Below are 17,363 nucleotides of genomic sequence, written 5' to 3' on the forward strand. Positions count from 1 at the left end.
CCACAGTATGACAACACCGAACATGCCTTATGATTTATACAACAATGCCGCTTTAGTTAGAAATGACATCAAAAAAGCTATACGAGATATTATAGATACCTACTATTCTCTTCCTTAACTAGAGCTATTAACTGCTCAATCGATAATACTTCCTGCTCGGTAGTTCCGAGTCTTCTTATCGTTACTTGTTTATTTTCTTTTTCCTGCTTACCGATTACGGCAATCATCGGTATTTTTTGATTAGAAAACTCACGAATCTTATAGTTAATTTTATCAGGTGAGATATTAATATCCGTTCTTACACCATTATCAATTAAAGCTTTTTGTACTTCTAAAGCATAATCGTTTAAATCACTGGTAATGGTCGCCACAGCGACCTGTATAGGAGTAATCCAAAGCGGGAAACGTCCCGCATATTCTTCGATCAATATACCGATAAAACGCTCAAGCGAACCAAGGATTGCTCTATGCAGCATTACAGGTCTTTTTTTCTCACCGCTTGCTGCGATATAGCTAGCATCGAGTCGCTCCGGCAATACAAAATCCATCTGAAGCGTACCGCATTGCCACTGCCGTCCTATCGCATCGGTTAAAACAAACTCAAGCTTTGGACCGTAAAATGCACCCTCACCTGGGTTTAGCGTATAAGTAAACCCTGCTTTTTCTACTGCTTCTTTTAAAGCATTCTCAGCCTTATCCCAAACTTCATCACTTCCTGCTCTGATTTCAGGACGATCAGAAAATTTTACCTTTATATCGTTAAAGCCGAAATCTTTATAAACTTCCGTCAGTAGCTTACAGAAACTAACCGTTTCATCGGTAATTTGTTCCTCGGCACAAAATATATGTGCATCATCTTGCACTAAGCTACGCACTCTCATTAAACCGTGCAATGCACCGGACGCCTCATTACGGTGACACAAACCAAACTCCGACATACGAAGCGGTAAATCACGATAGCTCTTGATACCTTGTTTGAAAATCTGCACGTGGCAAGGGCAATTCATTGGCTTTAAAGCTAATGTCTTGTCATCTGTTTCTAACGCGAACATATCATCACGAAATTTTTTCCAGTGTCCTGAAGCCTCCCAAAGGCTTTTATCCACCAAAACAGGAGTCTTAACTTCAATATAACCGTTTTTACGAATCTTTTTCCTAATATATTGCTCGATAATATTATATATACTCCAGCCCTTATCATGCCAGAATACCATTCCTTGAGCTTCTTCTTGGAAGTGGAATAAATCAAGCTCTCGCCCAAGCTTTCTATGATCACGCTTTTCGGCTTCTTCAAGCATAAAAAGGTAATTATCTAGTTGCTCTTTCGTAGCCCACGCCGTACCGTATATACGCTGCAACATCTCATTACAACTATCACCTCGCCAATAAGCTCCTGCAACTTTCATCAACTTAAAATGCTTAACAAACCCTGTAGAGGGGGCATGCGGACCTAGACATAAATCAATAAAATCACCTTGCCTGTATAAAGTAATTGGTTCACCTGCCGGAATTGAAGCAATAATTTCGGCTTTATAATGCTCTCCTATCGATTTAAAAAACTCTACGGCTTTATCCCTATCCCATAGCTCTCTTGTTACTTTCTCGTTCTTTTTTGAAAGTTCTTGCATTTTAGCTTCTATAACAGCTAAATCATCAGTGGTAAAAGGTTTATCACGAGCAAAATCGTAATAATAACCGTTTTCAATTGCAGGACCTATTGTTACTTGAGTTTCAGGGAATAGTTCCTTTACGGCTTCAGCAGTTAAATGAGCAGCATCGTGCCTTATTATCTCAAGACATTCAGGATCTTTTACGGTTAAAATACGAAGCTTGCAATCATTTTCAATTACGGTACTTAAATCTTTAAGCTCACCGTTTATTTCAGCAACCATTGCTCGTTTTGCAAGTGACATTGAAATCGCATTTGCTACTTCATAGGCGGTAATGTTTTTTTCAAATTGTTTTATACTCCCATCGGGAAAGGAAATATTAATCATTATTTTATAACTTATTTCTTTATCTTAAAATTTATAATCTAATACTATCACCGAATTTATCCCATCCTCAGTTAAATGCATAATATCGTCAGAAGCTACTCTAATATGATCATGGTGTTTTAAATAATCTTCTCTATCTTCCTCACTTAAAAACTCCATAACAAAAGCATAGCTAAAACTCTTATTTAAATTTTCAGGGCTACAATTTCTGCCAAAACTAAAAGATTTAATTTGTGGAATAGTAGTATTTTTTAAATTTCCTAATTTTGCTAAAGCCTGCTCTATTTGCCTTTCTGAAGCAGTTATTGCAAATTTAAATAATACTATATGTTTGAGCATATCAATATAATTCTTAAGATTATTTTTTATTTTCAACTTTTCTTTCTTGATCTATCATAACCATGGCATTCATAAATTCTAATACTCTTGCATCACTAAAGATCTGATCAATAGCTTTATCGTTAAAGGTTAGTCCAGCATCTTTACCTTTCACGTCAACTACTAAAGATTCACCGTCTTTCAATTCAGAATTTTTACTAAAAGCTTCTATTGCCCTAAAGCCGTATTGCTTTATTACTGAAGATTGTTTTCCTAGATTTAAAGCAAATTCCTTGGAATCTTCTATTTTATTAAGCACCGGTATAATAGCATTATTAGTATAATTCACAAAATTATTTATAACCGCACTCGGATCCGATAATTTTATTACGCTTTCTAGATTCATAGGATTCTCTAAATTAGGCACATCAATATCAATAGCAAAATTAAAATCATCCATTACAAGATTAGTTTTACCGAATAATTTTTTTTCTTCGGGATCAAACTCACCTTTTAAATTAAATTCGGAATTATTTATTTTTGCAAAAACACCCATTACTTTTTCCCCGTCTTCTTGAGTAATAGGGCTAGTTAGTTTAAAAATTTTATCTAACTCAGCTCTTTTGTTTAAACCATTACTAAAGTAACGTCCTAAAGCTTCAACTGCCGTTTTTTGGTATGTTTCAGAAGGTTCTATAGTAGATTTAATATTTAAAGCAAAATCAAAAATTTTATCTTTTTCTATATTTAATTTGTATAAATTACTTTCTATTTTTCCTTTTCTTTCAAAATCACAAGCAAATAAAAACGGCTTACCTTTTACTAATTCTCCTAATATCTGCATAAAAATAACAGCATGCATATTCTCATCTTGCTTTTGATCTAGAGAAAAGTTTTGAATCAATAATTTCCCAAGAGCTAATAGCTCATCACTATATTTAAGCTTTAATTGACTATTATAAGTAATTGGCACATTTAACACATCCAACTGTGCTATATCATATTCAAATGAGTTAAAATTAGCTTCCTCTCCTATTTTATCTCTTAAAAATTTAAAAACTTTATCAGATAAATTTTTACTATAGTTTTCAGAAGTAAAAGAAACGGTGCTTTTTCCATCCACAGTCAATAAATTAAGATTATCCGATGTTTTAGTATTAGTAATTACAGAATCACTAATATCACTCTCTGCTAATTTTTCTGCATCTAGAGAATTATAAAGAGTTGATTTATTGTCACTCAAGCTTAATTTCCAATAATCAGGCTCTCTATTAAACAAAGATTTTCTAAACCAAATTGTTGTATGATGATCAGGTGAGTAAAAAATATTTTTTTCATCTTGAGCGGTAGTAATTTTTACATTATTTCCGTAAGAATCAATTTTTGTAATATTCAAAAACGGTATATGCCTAATAACTATTTCATCAAAATAAAAATCTATAGGTTTTAACATTACTTTATTTAAAGTAACACTAAATCCATATTTATTAACTTTTATTGCATCATAAGTTATATATTCTTCATATTTATCAAAAATAGAGATAATATTCTCTTTACTTTGATGTTCAAATTTATAGGCAGCGTATCCCCACCCTACTAATATTAAAGCTAAAAAGCTTATTATAATAAATCGTATTTTCATCTTTTCTACTGTAAAAAATTATTAAAAATCAAAAATGTTATTCCTGCGTAGATACCAAATCGTCATTGCGAGCAGGCGGACTGCGTGGCAATCTTTTGTTTGTTTGCTGAGATTGCTTCGTCGACATAAATGTCTTCTTGCAATGACGATGAAACCGAATCATGCAACAAAACCGGCATGACATCGGAGCGCTTTTCAAGTCCAAAATAGCATATATCGCTTAAAAAATATATTTATTTTTCTTTTAAACGATCAGCTATTAGCTGATATGATTCAAAAACCTTATTTGGTTCTTTTTCAAGCAATTCAAATCCTAATTTTTCATTACTGTTAATATGCCATAATCTACAATTATCCGGACTAATTTCATCAGTTAACATAATGATAGATTCTTCACCGTTAAACACACGCCCAAATTCTAATTTACACTCAACAAGCCGAATCCCGACACCGATAAATAAGCCGCTTAGAAAATCATATATACGCAAAGCTTGCTCTTTTACCGCTTTAATTTCATCCCTAGTTAACCAGCCAAAATTTAATATTTGATACTCATTAACTATCGGATATTTAAATTCACGACTTCGGACCTTAAAATCAATGATCGGTTTATCAAATACATACCCTTCATCCATTCCGAATTCTTTTACAAATCTACTGCACGCTACCGATGATATTATTACTTGTATTGGGAAAACTTCGACATATTGAATTAATTGCTCCCTCATATTTATTTTTTCGATAAAATGATTTTCAATGCCAATCATTTCCAGTTTATCCATTAGAAAGGAAGAAATATTATTATTAAGCACTCCTTTACCTGATATATCAACAGTTTTGCCGGTTTCTAAAATAGCCTTATCGGAAAAAGCCATTATAAGTAAAAAATCTTCTTCGGCGGAATATAAAATTTTACTTGAACCTTCATATAATTTTTTTTTCATTTATTTGTCTCAAAATTCATTTTCCTCGTCATTGCGAGGAAATTACGCAAATAATTGACGAAGCAATCTCAGGAGTTTGTTATTATTTCATGAGATTGCCACGCAGCCTACGGCCGCTCGCAATGACGACTCTGGTATCTACACAAGCATATCATTAAAATCCCTGAAGATCATGAGGACCTATAATTGCCGATGTAGTAGCACCTCTAAATATTTTATTTGCCGTATTAATAATATCATCAGCTTTTATACTCATGATAATTTCCATAATCTCTTCAGGAGAAATATATTTACCGAAAACAGAATAATTTTTACCTATTTCTTCTGACTTATAGGTATTTTTCTCTTGAGCCATTTGTAAATTACTACGAAGTTGTGTTTTAGCTCTAATAATCTCTTCTGTGTTTACTTTTTCAGTCATTTTTATTATTTCGTTTTTAATCTCTTTATATAATAATTCTAACTTGTCATGTGCAGTGGATGCATAAATTGTAAACACTCCACTATCAAAATAAGCACTATTATAACTACCTACTGCATATGCTAAACCTAATTTCTCACGAATAGTTTGGAATAAACGCGATGACATACCACCACCGAATATTATAGAAAGTAGATGGGTTTGGTAAAGCTTTTCTAAATTAATATATGATGTACCTTCAAACCCTAACACTAAACTAGTTTGCTCTAACTCCTTATTAATAAAGCCGCTTCCGCCTATATATTTTGCCGGAATAAAGCTACTTTTTACTCCTTGCTTCAAAGAAGAAAATAACTGTTCCGCTATAATTACTATTTTATCATGATCAATATTACCGGCAATTGATAAATAGAGATTTTCGGCATTATAATGTTTACCTATAAAATTAAAAAAATGTTCTTTCGTAAAAGTTGCAAGGGTTTTAGCAGTACCTAAAATCGACTTACCTAATGGTTGCTCTCTATAAACTTTATTATAAAATTTCTCATATACTAGGTCATCCGGATTATCCTGATGATGAGCAATTTCCTGCATTATCACCTGATATTCCTTAGCTATTTCTTCGTCAGCAAAAATAGAATTTTGAATTATATCGGTAAGTATATTAAGTGCTTTATCACAATTTTCAGACAAGACTCGTGCATAATATACCGTATTCTCATGACCGGTATAGGCATTAAAATGTCCGCCTATAGAGTCAAATTCTTCCGCTATCTGTTTTGCCGTTCTAGTTTTCGTACCTTTAAAAGCCATATGCTCAAGAAAGTGAGATATGCCTTCCTCTTCTGCATTTTCATAACGTGCTCCAACTTTAGCAATTAAATTTATTGCTACCGAATTAACATAAGGCATATTATATGTTAAAATTGTCAAACCGTTTTTTAATTTACTAACGTTAAAATTTTCTTTCATAATTTTATTTTCTAAAACGTCATTGCGAGGAGACGTTGTTACGTGGATCGGTTTTCCGTCATTACGAGAAGAATTACGTAGTAATTCGACGAAGCAATCCAGTAAAAAATTCTGTAAATCAGAATTTTTTTAATTATTTTTCTGGATTGCCGCATCGCTTCGCTCCTCGCAATGATGACTTGGTATCCATGCAATAATGCCTATAGTCGCTCGCAATGACGTTTTTTGATTTAAATAACGACTCTCTTAATTTCGCAAGCCTTAGAAACCTTGCAAAAGCAAAAATTATTGAATCTACAAAACCGTCAAAACCGAATACAAAATATCGTCTGATAAAAAATGCTTTAAAAAACCACCATAACATTTCAAATGCTATGCGGATATTTGAAACTTTTTTATCTTGCATCATTAAATCTTTTGCTTGCTCGCTAGAATAAAAATTTGCTTTAGTTACCAACTGCTCAATTGAAGTACCCGAATAATGATAAGCAGCTTCATTTAATAGATAAATTTTACTTGCAAAATCAATATCCTTATTAAATATCACCGAATCATGAGTAGTATTATTTACGGTATTTGCAAAGCTTGCAAATTTTTTATTATACAACCGAGTACATTTATTAAATGGAGCAAACATTCTTGGCTTTTGGTCATTACGATGCATTATTAACAGCTTTATTTTATAAGCTAGATATTGATCTTGATTCTTAGATGCAAAAATATACTCTATTTCATCTTGTAACTCTTTAGATAACTCCTCATCGGCATCAATATTAAGGACCCAATCATTTACGCAAAGGCTTTCGGCAAAAGATTTCTGTCCTACATAACCAAGCCAAGGTTTTATCACTACCTTTGCCCCTAATTTTTCAGCTATACTAACTGTATCATCAGTACTTTCATTATCTACTACTATCACCTCATCGACAATATTTTTTACGCTATTTATAGCTATTGCTATCCTTGCCGCTTCATTTTTAGTAATAATAAATGCTGAGATTTTTGTCATATACCTATACTTTAATGTCATTGCATGTATTCGGTGTCATTCCGTGAACCAGTCTTGTTGCATATATCAATTCCACCCTTGTCACCCCGTGGCTTGTCCACGGGGTGACAACAAAAAATAAACCTACCCTACGCGAGTTTTGAATTAATATAGCATAGGATTTAGCATATCAAGAGAGATGTAATAGAAGGTTTATTATCAGACATTTGATAATTTATCAGTGCTGCAACCATATGCACAAAGGCATTTGTAACTGATCTATGCCTTGAATGCTCAAACTTCCCCAATAGTTTAATTTTACTAAACACAGATTCTATTAATGCTTTTTTAAGCAATAATATTTTATCCAACATAGACATAAGTTTATTTTTCATATTTTTCTTTACCCTAGTTACCATAAAAATTCCTTGCTCTAAAAGTTGTAGAAATAATTGTTGCGAAATATAACCACGATCTCCGAATACTTTACCAAAAAGATTTTTGATTATCAGTTCCAGCTGTTTTCTATCATCCTTATTGCCAGGGCTAAAAGATGCTTTAACTATACCACCGGCTCTATTAATTATTAGATGTAGTTTAAGTCCATAGAACCAACCTTTTGTTGTCTTACTGCTTGCTGCTATGCCGGCGAACACTTTATTCATTGAAATACGGTATCTCTTACATACCTCTATACTACTTGAATCTACAAAAGAGAGTCCGTCACACTGATCCAAAATAGAATTGAATATTAGTACTAATAGTGGTAAATGTGGACCTATTATTTTTATAAATTGACTATAGCTTACTAATTGAAAATCTCTTTGATGATGAATTCATATTTGCTTCAGATAATAATTCTTAAAACAATCATAAGATGACTGCCAGTAGCCTATTATAATTGTTATTACCTCACTTCTGTTCAGTCGACTTTTAGGACCAGATTTGTTGTTATGGTTAGTAATTGAATTTGTATGCTTGTCTAATTCTTGAAAAAAATCATCGACGTAACAAAATATTTCTGTAAAATCCATTATCATAGGTTATTGCTCTTAAAGTTTTTTCAATAACCTATAAACTTTTTTCTAATACTATAAATACCATATTTTAATTAGCAATTTGTATTTTGTACTCACTTTATAACAAAAACAGTATTATTAAGATCCCCGTAACCCAGTTACTATCAGCTATTCAGCAACTTTTTGAATACGAAACTCGCGTTACCCTATCATCCTAAACACCAACTTAACTACATAAGTTAAAAGTAATGTGGATAATAATCCGCTGAGCCATAGAATAATAAACCATTGCCACCCTTTTAGACAAGAGGTTATTTTTTTAATATATCGGATGATGAGATGATTTGCCACGGAATATATAATAACAATAGAATGTGTAGCCAAGTATGACAGGTAGGAATATTCCAGCCCCTATCAACAGTAAAGACTGTGACTCCGGTGCTGCTGCTGCAGTTTCAAGCGTAACTTTATAAGGAACGATATATGGCCATATGCTTATCGCAAGCCCTAAATATCCTAATAAAAATAACAAGATCGTATAAATAAACGGCTTTACTTCTTTTTTTTGCTTAACGGCTTTAATTAACTTGATAAATATTAAAGCAGTTACAATAGGTACAATAGATAAATAGTAAATATTAGGTACACTAAACCAACGATGATTTATGTGGTTATTTAAGAAAGGAACCCATAAGCTTACAAGTCCCATAAAAAGTGCAACATAAAATAAAATATATAAAGCAGATTTATAAGCCCAATCTTGTGTTTTCTTTTCTGTTTTCAGAATAAGCCAAGTAGCACCCAAAAGTGCATAACCGAATATTAATGCTATCCCCGTTATAACGGAAAAGGGAGTAAGAAAATCAAAGCTCCCCCCTGCAAATTCTCGTCCTTCTATCTCTATTCCTTGGACAAACGTACCAAGCATTAAACCTTGACAAAAAACAGCAAGCATAGAACCGAAATGAAAAGCGTAGTCCCAAATATAACGATGACCTATATGAGCCTTAAAACGGAATTCAAAAGTTACACCACGAAATATTAAGCCAAGTAACATTAATATAATAGGAATATATAAAGCCGGCATTAATAGCGAATATGCCAGCGGGAAAGCTGCAAATAAACCACCGCCGCCAAGTACTAACCAAGTTTCGTTACCGTCCCAAAAAGGAGCAATAGAATTAATCATTTTATGACGGCAATCATCAGTAGGTGCAAATGGAAATAAGATCCCTACTCCTAAATCAAAACCGTCTAATAAAACATATAAACAAATAGCGGTAGCTATAAGCCCACCCCAAACAAGTGGTAAATCTATATAAGGTGCAAAATTTAACATAAGCTTATTACTTTTCTAATAATGGGTTATTCAAACCGATCTCTCCGTACATTTCTTTATTATCTATCGCTTCTATACCTTTCTTTATCAAATGCATTATATAATATATACCCGCTCCGAAAATGATCACATACACTACTACAAAAGCAATTAGAGAAATAAATACATATTTGCCGAGTACCGGTGATACCGTATCTACGGTTTTTAAAATATTATACACTATATAAGGTTGTCTACCTACCTCGGTTACGAACCAGCCGGCAAGTACTGCAATAAAACCTGAAGGTGACATTAATATATACCAATATTGAAACCAATGCGTAGTATATAATCTTTTCTTCAAATAAAGATATAAGCCGGCAATACCTGTAAATACCATTAAGAAACTGATTCCTACCATAATACGGAAGCTAAAGAATACTACTGCAACCGGCGGACGCTCTTCTTTTATCCATTCTTTTAATCCTTTCACTTCACCGTCTAAACTATGCGTTAAGATTAAACTATTAGCATAAGGTATTTCTACAGCATATTTTGTTTTTTCTTCTTCCCCGTCAGGAAAGCCGATAAGATTAAAAGCTGCTCCTTTTTCCGTATTCCAAATACCTTCCATAGCCGAAACTTTAACCGGCTGATATTTAAGAGTATTTAAACCATGCAGATCACCGATAAATATTTGAATAGGTGCAACAATTAACGCCATTAACACCGCCATAAAAAACATAATTTTAGCATGCTCTTTATAACGATTATTTAGTAAATAAAAGCTAGCTACACCACCGATAACAAAAGAAGTAGTTAAATAAGCCGCCGTAATCATATGGAAAAAGCGATATGGGAAAGAAGGGTTAAAGATAATTTCTAACCAATTCAAAGGATAAAAGAATCCTTCGCCTCGCAGTTCAAAACCAGCAGGCGTATGCATCCAGCTACTAGCTGCAAGTATCCAAAAAGCTGAGATTACAGTACCAACGGCAACTATTAACGTAGAAATAAAATGTACTTTTTTACTGACTTTATTAAAGCCGAATAACATTATACCTAAAAAAGAAGATTCGAGGAAAAATGCAGTAAATACTTCAAAACCGAGAAGCGGACCAAGGACATTTCCAACCTTATCTGAAAAATTCGACCAGTTAGTCCCAAATTGATAAGACATTACAACGCCCGAAACTACTCCCATACCGAAAGTAACGGCAAAAATCTTCACCCAAAATTTGTATATTTCTTGATAAACCGGCTTTTTTGTTTTTAACCATAACCCTTCAATTACCGCTAAAAAGCTTGCAAGCCCTATAGTAAAAGCAGGAAATATTATATGAAAACTTATGGTAAAAGCAAACTGAATCCTCGATAATAATACTTGATCAAATTCCATATTTAAGCTGCTGTTTTAAGATTCAACGTCATTGCGAGCGACTAAAAGGAGCGTAGAAATCTAGAAAAATAATAAAAAATTCTGTAAATCAAAATTTTTTACTGGATTGCTTTGTTAAAATTTTCAATTTTTCCTCGCAATGACAAAAAAACTGAAGCACACAATAACATCAATACAGTATTTGATTTAATCATCCACCTTTGCTATTATTAAATTCTATCTGATTAGTTTTAACAAATTTTCCTTTTTTAGAGTTCCAATTATAATGAACATTTACTATTCTTACTTCTGTAACATTAATATTACCATTGGACAATTGCGTTACATCATACCCTTTTCGGATAGAATCCGTAATTAATAAACTCGCTTGACAAATATATTTTACATCAAAGAATGGAGAATCGTCTTCCTTAGACTTTTCCTGTTCTTCTAAAAAATTATTAGATAATTCTTTTTCTTGCATTTCTAATGATTTTAAAGTTATTTTCTGAATTTTGTAGCATTATTTAAGGTAAGAAGCAAGGCTTGTTTATTATTTTTCCATAGATTTAATATTTTTAGGTATATTTTTGCAAAATAATTAAATTATATGCTCCAAAATAACACGCGAATTAATATATTATTTTAAAATCGAGGTACATTATCGTGATAAAATACCCTACTTTATCTAAATCAACATTTAGCTTAGGTATTTATTTTTTAAAATTCGATAAAGTTAAAATTACTTTATTGACTGTAATTTGTATTTTACTCGGTATGATTCCGGCGATTGATAGTATATTACTTCAGAAAATCATTGATTTAATAGAATCTTTCAGCGATGAGAACGCTAATAATCCTTTATCTTCCATGATTTACTGGGCAGTATTTTATGCTTTTTGGTGGGAGAGTATTAATATAGCATATCGTTCATATGATTATTTGTATCTAAAGACTATGCCCGTAATAAAAGGGAAAATACTAAATGAATTTTATAATTATACCCAATATCATAGCCATAAATTCTTTCAGGATAATCTAGCAGGACATATTAGCAATCGTATTACCGAAACCGCAAGATCATTTGAGATGATCATTTCAATATTCGGCGAAAAAATTCTTCATAAACTTGCCATTATTGTATTTGCGTTAATTGCTTTATATTCCGTACATTACGTTTTTGCTACGATATTTATTTTATGGATTACAGTTTTTTTAGGACTTAACGTTCTTTTCTCAGATAAAATCAATAAATACTCGTTAAATTATGCTAGAAGCCAATCTTTTGTTGCCGGCAGTATTGTAGATGCAATTAGCAATATTAATGCGGTTAGAATGTTTACAGCCCATAAACTTGAACGTCAACATCTAGAAACAAGAGTAGAAAATGCCGTAGCCGATGAACAAACTATGCAATTCTTTATGTTCAAATTGCGTTATGCTCTTGGGACTTCTTGTTCAATAATGATTTTTATAATGATTTATTATTTATCTAAACTTCATAGCGAATTATCTATAAGCATAGGTGATTGCGTATTAGTGCTAACATTATGTATAAATGTAGCAGACGATATTTGGGATTTAACGCAAGAAATCGGTGATATGTTTGAGCAGGTCGGAGCATTTAATCAAGGTTTATCCCTAATGGCACCGCATATTATAACGGATATTGAAAATGCTACTCCTTTAGATATCAAAGAAGGTGTTATTGAATTTAGAAATGTTACGTTTAATTATCACCATAATAACAATCTATTTTATAATAAATCAGTATTAATACCGAGTAAACAAAAAGTAGGACTAGTCGGCTTTTCCGGTTCAGGGAAAACCACTTTTATTAGTTTGCTCACTAGGTTACATGATATAGAAGAAGGGGTGATTTTAATAGATAATCAAAATATTAAAAACGTAACTCAAGACTCTCTTAGAAAAGCTATTAGCCTTATACCGCAAGAACCGGTACTTTTTCATCGTACTATTTTGGAAAATATCAGATACGGAAAAAAAGAAGCTACTCTTGAAGAGGTTATAGAAGCAGCAAAAGTTGCACATATCCACGATGTTATCGATAATTTACCGGACGGTTACGATACTATGTGCGGAGAGCGGGGAAATAATTTATCCGGCGGTCAGCGTCAAAGAATCATTATAGCAAGAGCTATCTTAAAAAATGCTCCTATTTTAATTCTCGATGAAGCAACAAGTAGTTTAGATAGCGAAACGGAAAGCCTAATTCAAGAATCAATGGATTATTTAATGCAAAATAAAACCGTGATAGTTATTGCCCACAGATTATCTACTTTACTCAATATGGATAGAATTTTAGTTTTTGAAAAAGGTAGTATAATCGATGACGGTAGCCACGCAGAATTACTGAAAAATAGTAAGCTATATCAAAAATTATGGAACTCTCAAGTAAAGTAAAAGGGTTGATAGTGTGAAGCAATTATTGTCATACCGTGGTCAAGCCACGGTATGACACCGAAAAAAACTGGATTCCTGCTTTCGCAGGAATGACATAGTACCAGCCTCAATCTTTAAACTAAGTCAGTAGGAACCACCTCTTCTCCTGCTGCTTCAACTTGAAGTAGTTTACACTCTGTCATCGCTTTTATTGTACTCTCATGAGTATCTTCAATTTTTAAGATGCATAAAAACTCTAAAGACGGTACCAACTCAACTATCTTTTCTCTTAATTTTATTAGTGGTTGTTTTATAACGCGAGTTTCGTATTAAGATGCCTAAATTATGATTAATGAATATGCTATAATCCTTATCCTTTCAAGGTTTGTAAGAGGTGTGACAAGTTTTACAATTTAATAGTTATAGTCAAAAAAGACAATTTACTAAAAATTTATGCAGTTTTAAGTACATTTTATAACAAAAACAATATTACTAATATCCTCGTAACCCAGTTACTATCAGCTATTCAGTTCCTCTATTAATACGAAACTCGCGTTTTTATAGAATCCGAATCCAAACTCACTTTTTAGGACCAGATTTGTTGTTATGGTTAGTAATTGAATTTGTATGCTTGTCTAATTCTTGAAAAAAATCATCGACGTAACAAAATATTTCTGTAAAATCCATTATCATAGGTTATTGCTCTTAAAGTTTTTTCAATAACCTATAAACTTTTTTCTAATACTATAAATACCATATTTTAATGTCCCCCTTCGGGGATAAGAAATCCCTCGCCTTCAGGCGAAGGGAAGATATAATGAAATTGCTTTAGCAATGAATTTATATCAAGAAACATGAGAAGTTATAGAAAGAATAGTCATAGTCAGTATGATTTAAAAGTACATCTTATATGGATACCAAAATATAGGAAGAGAGTATTGATAGGCAAAGTAGCGGAAAGGGCTAGAGATTTACTAAGGCAGATTTGTATGGAACATGAAGTATATATAATTTCAGGGAAAATATCATGTGATCACGTGCATATGTTTATCTCATATAAATCACAAATATCTCTTAGCAAGTTAGTACAGTATTTAAAAGGTAGTAGCTCAAGAATTTTATTGCAAGAATTTGCTCATTTAAGAAAACAATTTTGGGGCAATCATTTGTGGGCTAGGGGCTATATGGCGGTCAGTTCAGGTAATATAACTGATGAAATGATACAGCACTATATTGATGAACAGGAAGGTGAACCTGTGAATGATGATCGATTTCTAATCGATTCCACTTTATAACCCCTCAGCTTATAGCTGAGGGTTCTTTAGTTAGCAATTTGTATTTTGTACCTTACTACATGACAATTTTTAGAGATGTAAGGACTAAAGGATTGAATTTTGCTGATAATTCATGATGATAACGGGGAAAGAACTTGGTTTACATATGAAAGATCATTCCGCCCCTCTAGTCGAATTATTACAAAAACATATTTCGCTTAATTTATCAAGAGCAAAATGTTTAGGATTATTTATCATTTCAATGCTTAACAGCAGGACAGTAAACATGTCATTGTTATGCAATAGAATGCCGTCTGGGATTAAAGCAGCTTCATGGTATAGAAGGATGCAAAGATTTATCTCTGAAATCTCAATATCATGGAGAGTATTACCTGTTATGTTAGTCATGATGACTGGGTTTGAGCAGGAGCAAAAATGGGTATTGTGTTTAGATAGAACGAATTGGAAATTTGGTAAACGACATATAAATATTTTATATTTAGCTGTCAGTTTTCATGGTATAGCGATCCCCCTTTTTGGAATTTTCTAAGTGATAAAAAGTGTGGTAACTCTGATTATATTGAGCGTATTGATCTGATGGAGTGTTTTTTAGAAGTTTTTGACAAAAACCGCATTGAAGCATTAACCGCTGATAGAGAATTTATAGGTAAGGAATGGCTCTCTTGGCTTAGAACAAATCAAATAAGATACGTTTTTCGAGTTAGAGAAAATAGACAATATATCAGTAATGCAAGGGGAAAAATGGTTAAAATACAAGAGTTATTTCGCCCTCTAGCCATAGGATCGCATGTGAGTTTGTCACAACGTAGAATTGGTACAAAAGGTGAAATATTTAATGTAGTAGGGATCAGAAATAAGAAGAGTGAACTTGCAGTCTTAATACATAGTGATGAGATCAAAAATCCTGCTGAGATATATGCTCAAAGATGGCAAATTGAAACAATGTTCAAAGCTTTTAAATCAGCAGGATTCAACTGTGAAGCAACTCATATTACTAATGATTTACGATTAGATACATTGATGCAAATATTGTCTATTGCATTTTGCCTAGCTTATCAAACTGGAGAGATTATAGTTTTAGATAAACCAATAGTTATTAAAAAACATGGTTATAGGCAAAATAGTATATTTCGTGTTGGATTAGATACATTGGTTAATATCTTGTATAATATTTCTACTCAATTAGTACGTTGGATACAGCTGTTGTCCTTGATATTCCAATATCCAAAGATGATAAAATGAAAAATTGTCATGTAGTAAGCAAATTTCCAATTCGTTCTATCTAAACACAATAACCATTTTTGCTCCTGCTCAAACCCAGTCATCATGACTAACATAACAGGTAATACTCTCCATGATATTGAGATTTCAGAGATAAATCTTTGCATCCTTCTATACCATGAAGCTGCTTTAATCCCAGACGGCATTCTATTGCATAACAATGACATGTTTACTGTCATGCTGTTAAGCATTGAAATGATAAATAATCCTAAACATTTTGCTCTTGATAAATTAAGCGAAATATGTTTTTGTAATAATTCGACTAGAGGGGCGGAATGATCTTTCATATGTAAACCAAGTTCTTTCCCTGTTATCATCATGAATTATCAGCAAAATTCAATCCTTTAGTCCTTACATCTCTAAAAATTGTCATGTAGTAAGGCTTAAAACATAAGTTGATATATCATTTTGAGCTATTTTTTCTTTTAAAAAATTACAGAGATTAGAATTTATATCATGTAAGTCCAGATTATTAAAAGATACTGTCAAATTTATTGCAGGTAAAAAGTTGCGTCTACCTAATATCTGATCAACCGAACAATTAAACGCGAGTTTCGTATTAATAGAGGAACTGAATAGCTGATAGTAACTGGGTTACGAGGATATTAGTAATATTGTTTTTGTTATAAAATGAAATTGCTTTAGCAATGAATTTATATCAAGAAACATGAGAAGTTATAGAAAGAATAGTCATAGTCAGTATGATTTAAAAGTACATCTTATATGGATACCAAAATATAGGAAGAGAGTATTGATAGGCAAAGTAGCGGAAAGGGCTAGAGATTTACTAAGGCAGATTTGTATGGAACATGAAGTATATATAATTTCAGGGAAAATATCATGTGATCACGTGCATATGTTTATCTCATATAAATCACAAATATCTCTTAGCAAGTTAGTACAGTATTTAAAAGGTAGTAGCTCAAGAATTTTATTGCAAGAATTTGCTCATTTAAGAAAACAATTTTGGGGCAATCATTTGTGGGCTAGGGGCTATATGGCGGTCAGTTCAGGTAATATAACTGATGAAATGATACAGCACTATATTGATGAACAGGAAGGTGAACCTGTGAATGATGATCGATTTCTAATCGATTCCACTTTATAACCCCTCAGCTTATAGCTGAGGGTTCTTTAGTTTCTTCCAATCATATATTACTTTACGGCTGATATTAAATACTTGACTTGCTTCTATTATTCTTTTCCCTGACTCAATATATTGAATCACTCTCTTTCTTAAATCATATGAATATGGACTTGGCATAACTATTTTCTAATTACTTTACCATATCCTTTTATTAATATCACTATCTTAATTGCCTATGCTATAGAGTTTTTAATTTAAAATGATAGTGAATGTTTAGTTAGAAATAAAAAGGTCTTTATA

At 32.4% G+C, this 17,363-nt stretch carries 17 protein-coding genes; 5 read left to right on the top strand and 12 right to left on the bottom strand.

The window, feature by feature from the left end:
• Positions 1-89: 89 nt before the first annotated feature.
• From thrS to REIS_RS06010, 10 genes are all read right to left on the bottom strand, one after another.
• Positions 90-1,997 (bottom strand): threonine--tRNA ligase, encoded by a 1,908-nt coding sequence (thrS, locus tag REIS_RS05965; protein ID WP_008580349.1) that lies wholly within the window; start codon positions 1,995-1,997, stop codon positions 90-92.
• Positions 1,998-2,021: 24 nt separating this feature from the next.
• Complete coding sequence (locus tag REIS_RS05970) at positions 2,022-2,372, bottom strand: Dabb family protein (protein WP_050755371.1); 351 nt, start codon at positions 2,370-2,372, stop codon at positions 2,022-2,024.
• Complete coding sequence (locus tag REIS_RS05975; protein ID WP_008580351.1) at positions 2,356-3,957, bottom strand: hypothetical protein; 1,602 nt, start codon at positions 3,955-3,957, stop codon at positions 2,356-2,358. Before REIS_RS05975 ends, REIS_RS05970 begins: the two co-directional genes overlap by 17 nt.
• Positions 3,958-4,190: 233 nt before the next feature.
• Entirely contained in the window at positions 4,191-4,901 is a 711-nt protein-coding gene (locus tag REIS_RS05980) for a phosphoribosylaminoimidazolesuccinocarboxamide synthase (RefSeq protein WP_008580352.1), read from the bottom strand.
• Between the two features lie 154 nt (positions 4,902-5,055).
• Positions 5,056-6,294 carry a M16 family metallopeptidase gene (locus REIS_RS05985; RefSeq protein WP_008580353.1) on the bottom strand — a complete coding sequence of 413 codons (1,239 nt, stop codon included), beginning with the start codon at positions 6,292-6,294 and terminating at the stop codon, positions 5,056-5,058.
• Between the two features lie 133 nt (positions 6,295-6,427).
• Positions 6,428-7,303, bottom strand: a complete 876-nt coding sequence (locus REIS_RS05990; protein ID WP_037213796.1) for a glycosyltransferase family 2 protein — start codon at positions 7,301-7,303, stop codon at positions 6,428-6,430.
• 161 nt (positions 7,304-7,464) lie between these two features.
• Positions 7,465-8,118: an IS982 family transposase gene (locus REIS_RS11215; RefSeq protein WP_083787731.1), complete on the bottom strand. Its 654-nt coding sequence runs from the start codon at positions 8,116-8,118 to the stop codon at positions 7,465-7,467.
• Between the two features lie 502 nt (positions 8,119-8,620).
• On the bottom strand, positions 8,621-9,640 hold the full coding sequence (cydB, locus tag REIS_RS06000) for a cytochrome d ubiquinol oxidase subunit II (protein WP_008580356.1): 1,020 nt from the start codon (positions 9,638-9,640) through the stop codon (positions 8,621-8,623).
• Between the two features lie 7 nt (positions 9,641-9,647).
• Entirely contained in the window at positions 9,648-11,018 is a 1,371-nt protein-coding gene (locus REIS_RS06005) for a cytochrome ubiquinol oxidase subunit I (RefSeq protein WP_008580357.1), read from the bottom strand.
• A 190-nt stretch (positions 11,019-11,208) separates the two neighbouring features.
• On the bottom strand, positions 11,209-11,481 hold the full coding sequence (locus REIS_RS06010; protein WP_008580358.1) for a DUF2671 domain-containing protein: 273 nt from the start codon (positions 11,479-11,481) through the stop codon (positions 11,209-11,211).
• 182 nt (positions 11,482-11,663) lie between these two features.
• Here REIS_RS06010 and REIS_RS06015 point away from each other — a divergent pair, with 182 nt between their 5' ends.
• The 4 genes from REIS_RS06015 (at position 11,664) to REIS_RS11225 (ending at position 15,937) form a co-directional block, all read left to right on the top strand.
• On the top strand, positions 11,664-13,421 hold the full coding sequence (locus REIS_RS06015; RefSeq protein WP_008580360.1) for an ABC transporter ATP-binding protein: 1,758 nt from the start codon (positions 11,664-11,666) through the stop codon (positions 13,419-13,421).
• Positions 13,422-14,254: 833 nt separating this feature from the next.
• Entirely contained in the window at positions 14,255-14,695 is a 441-nt protein-coding gene (gene tnpA / locus REIS_RS06020; RefSeq protein ID WP_008579210.1) for an IS200/IS605 family transposase, read from the top strand.
• 112 nt (positions 14,696-14,807) lie between these two features.
• Positions 14,808-15,224, top strand: a complete 417-nt coding sequence (locus tag REIS_RS11220; protein WP_008579269.1) for a hypothetical protein — start codon at positions 14,808-14,810, stop codon at positions 15,222-15,224.
• Positions 15,225-15,262: 38 nt separating this feature from the next.
• Positions 15,263-15,937 (top strand): transposase, encoded by a 675-nt coding sequence (locus REIS_RS11225; RefSeq protein ID WP_241760926.1) that lies wholly within the window; start codon positions 15,263-15,265, stop codon positions 15,935-15,937.
• Here REIS_RS11225 and REIS_RS12875 read toward each other — a convergent pair.
• Entirely contained in the window at positions 15,874-16,296 is a 423-nt protein-coding gene (locus tag REIS_RS12875) for a hypothetical protein (protein ID WP_040614706.1), read from the bottom strand. The two genes, REIS_RS11225 and REIS_RS12875, sit on opposite strands and share 64 nt — an antisense overlap.
• 347 nt (positions 16,297-16,643) lie before the next feature.
• Between REIS_RS12875 and tnpA (REIS_RS06035) the strand changes: the two genes are divergently transcribed.
• Positions 16,644-17,084, top strand: coding sequence for an IS200/IS605 family transposase (tnpA, locus tag REIS_RS06035; protein ID WP_008579210.1), 441 nt, complete (start codon positions 16,644-16,646; stop codon positions 17,082-17,084).
• Positions 17,085-17,093: 9 nt separating this feature from the next.
• Here tnpA (REIS_RS06035) and REIS_RS12885 read toward each other — a convergent pair whose 3' ends face one another.
• On the bottom strand, positions 17,094-17,240 hold the full coding sequence (locus REIS_RS12885) for an IS630 transposase-related protein (protein ID WP_008580363.1): 147 nt from the start codon (positions 17,238-17,240) through the stop codon (positions 17,094-17,096).
• Between the last annotated feature and the right edge of the window lie 123 nt (positions 17,241-17,363).

Source organism: Rickettsia endosymbiont of Ixodes scapularis, from assembly GCF_000160735.1.
In the GTDB taxonomy this organism is placed as follows: Bacteria; Pseudomonadota; Alphaproteobacteria; order Rickettsiales; family Rickettsiaceae; genus Rickettsia; species Rickettsia tamurae.

Coding starts and splice junctions, on each gene's coding strand:
- thrS (WP_008580349.1), bottom strand. CDS start 1,997: ATGATTAATATTTCCTTTCCCGATGGGAGTATAAAACAATTTGAAAAA.
- REIS_RS05975 (WP_008580351.1), bottom strand. CDS start 3,957: ATGAAAATACGATTTATTATAATAAGCTTTTTAGCTTTAATATTAGTA.
- REIS_RS05980 (WP_008580352.1), bottom strand. CDS start 4,901: ATGAAAAAAAAATTATATGAAGGTTCAAGTAAAATTTTATATTCCGCC.
- REIS_RS05985 (WP_008580353.1), bottom strand. CDS start 6,294: ATGAAAGAAAATTTTAACGTTAGTAAATTAAAAAACGGTTTGACAATT.
- REIS_RS05990 (WP_037213796.1), bottom strand. CDS start 7,303: ATGACAAAAATCTCAGCATTTATTATTACTAAAAATGAAGCGGCAAGG.
- cydB (WP_008580356.1), bottom strand. CDS start 9,640: ATGTTAAATTTTGCACCTTATATAGATTTACCACTTGTTTGGGGTGGG.
- REIS_RS06005 (WP_008580357.1), bottom strand. CDS start 11,018: ATGGAATTTGATCAAGTATTATTATCGAGGATTCAGTTTGCTTTTACC.
- REIS_RS06010 (WP_008580358.1), bottom strand. CDS start 11,481: ATGCAAGAAAAAGAATTATCTAATAATTTTTTAGAAGAACAGGAAAAG.
- tnpA (WP_008579210.1), top strand. CDS start 14,255: ATGAGAAGTTATAGAAAGAATAGTCATAGTCAGTATGATTTAAAAGTA.
- REIS_RS11220 (WP_008579269.1), top strand. CDS start 14,808: ATGATGATAACGGGGAAAGAACTTGGTTTACATATGAAAGATCATTCC.
- REIS_RS12875 (WP_040614706.1), bottom strand. CDS start 16,296: ATGATGATAACAGGGAAAGAACTTGGTTTACATATGAAAGATCATTCC.
- tnpA (WP_008579210.1), top strand. CDS start 16,644: ATGAGAAGTTATAGAAAGAATAGTCATAGTCAGTATGATTTAAAAGTA.
- REIS_RS12885 (WP_008580363.1), bottom strand. CDS start 17,240: ATGCCAAGTCCATATTCATATGATTTAAGAAAGAGAGTGATTCAATAT.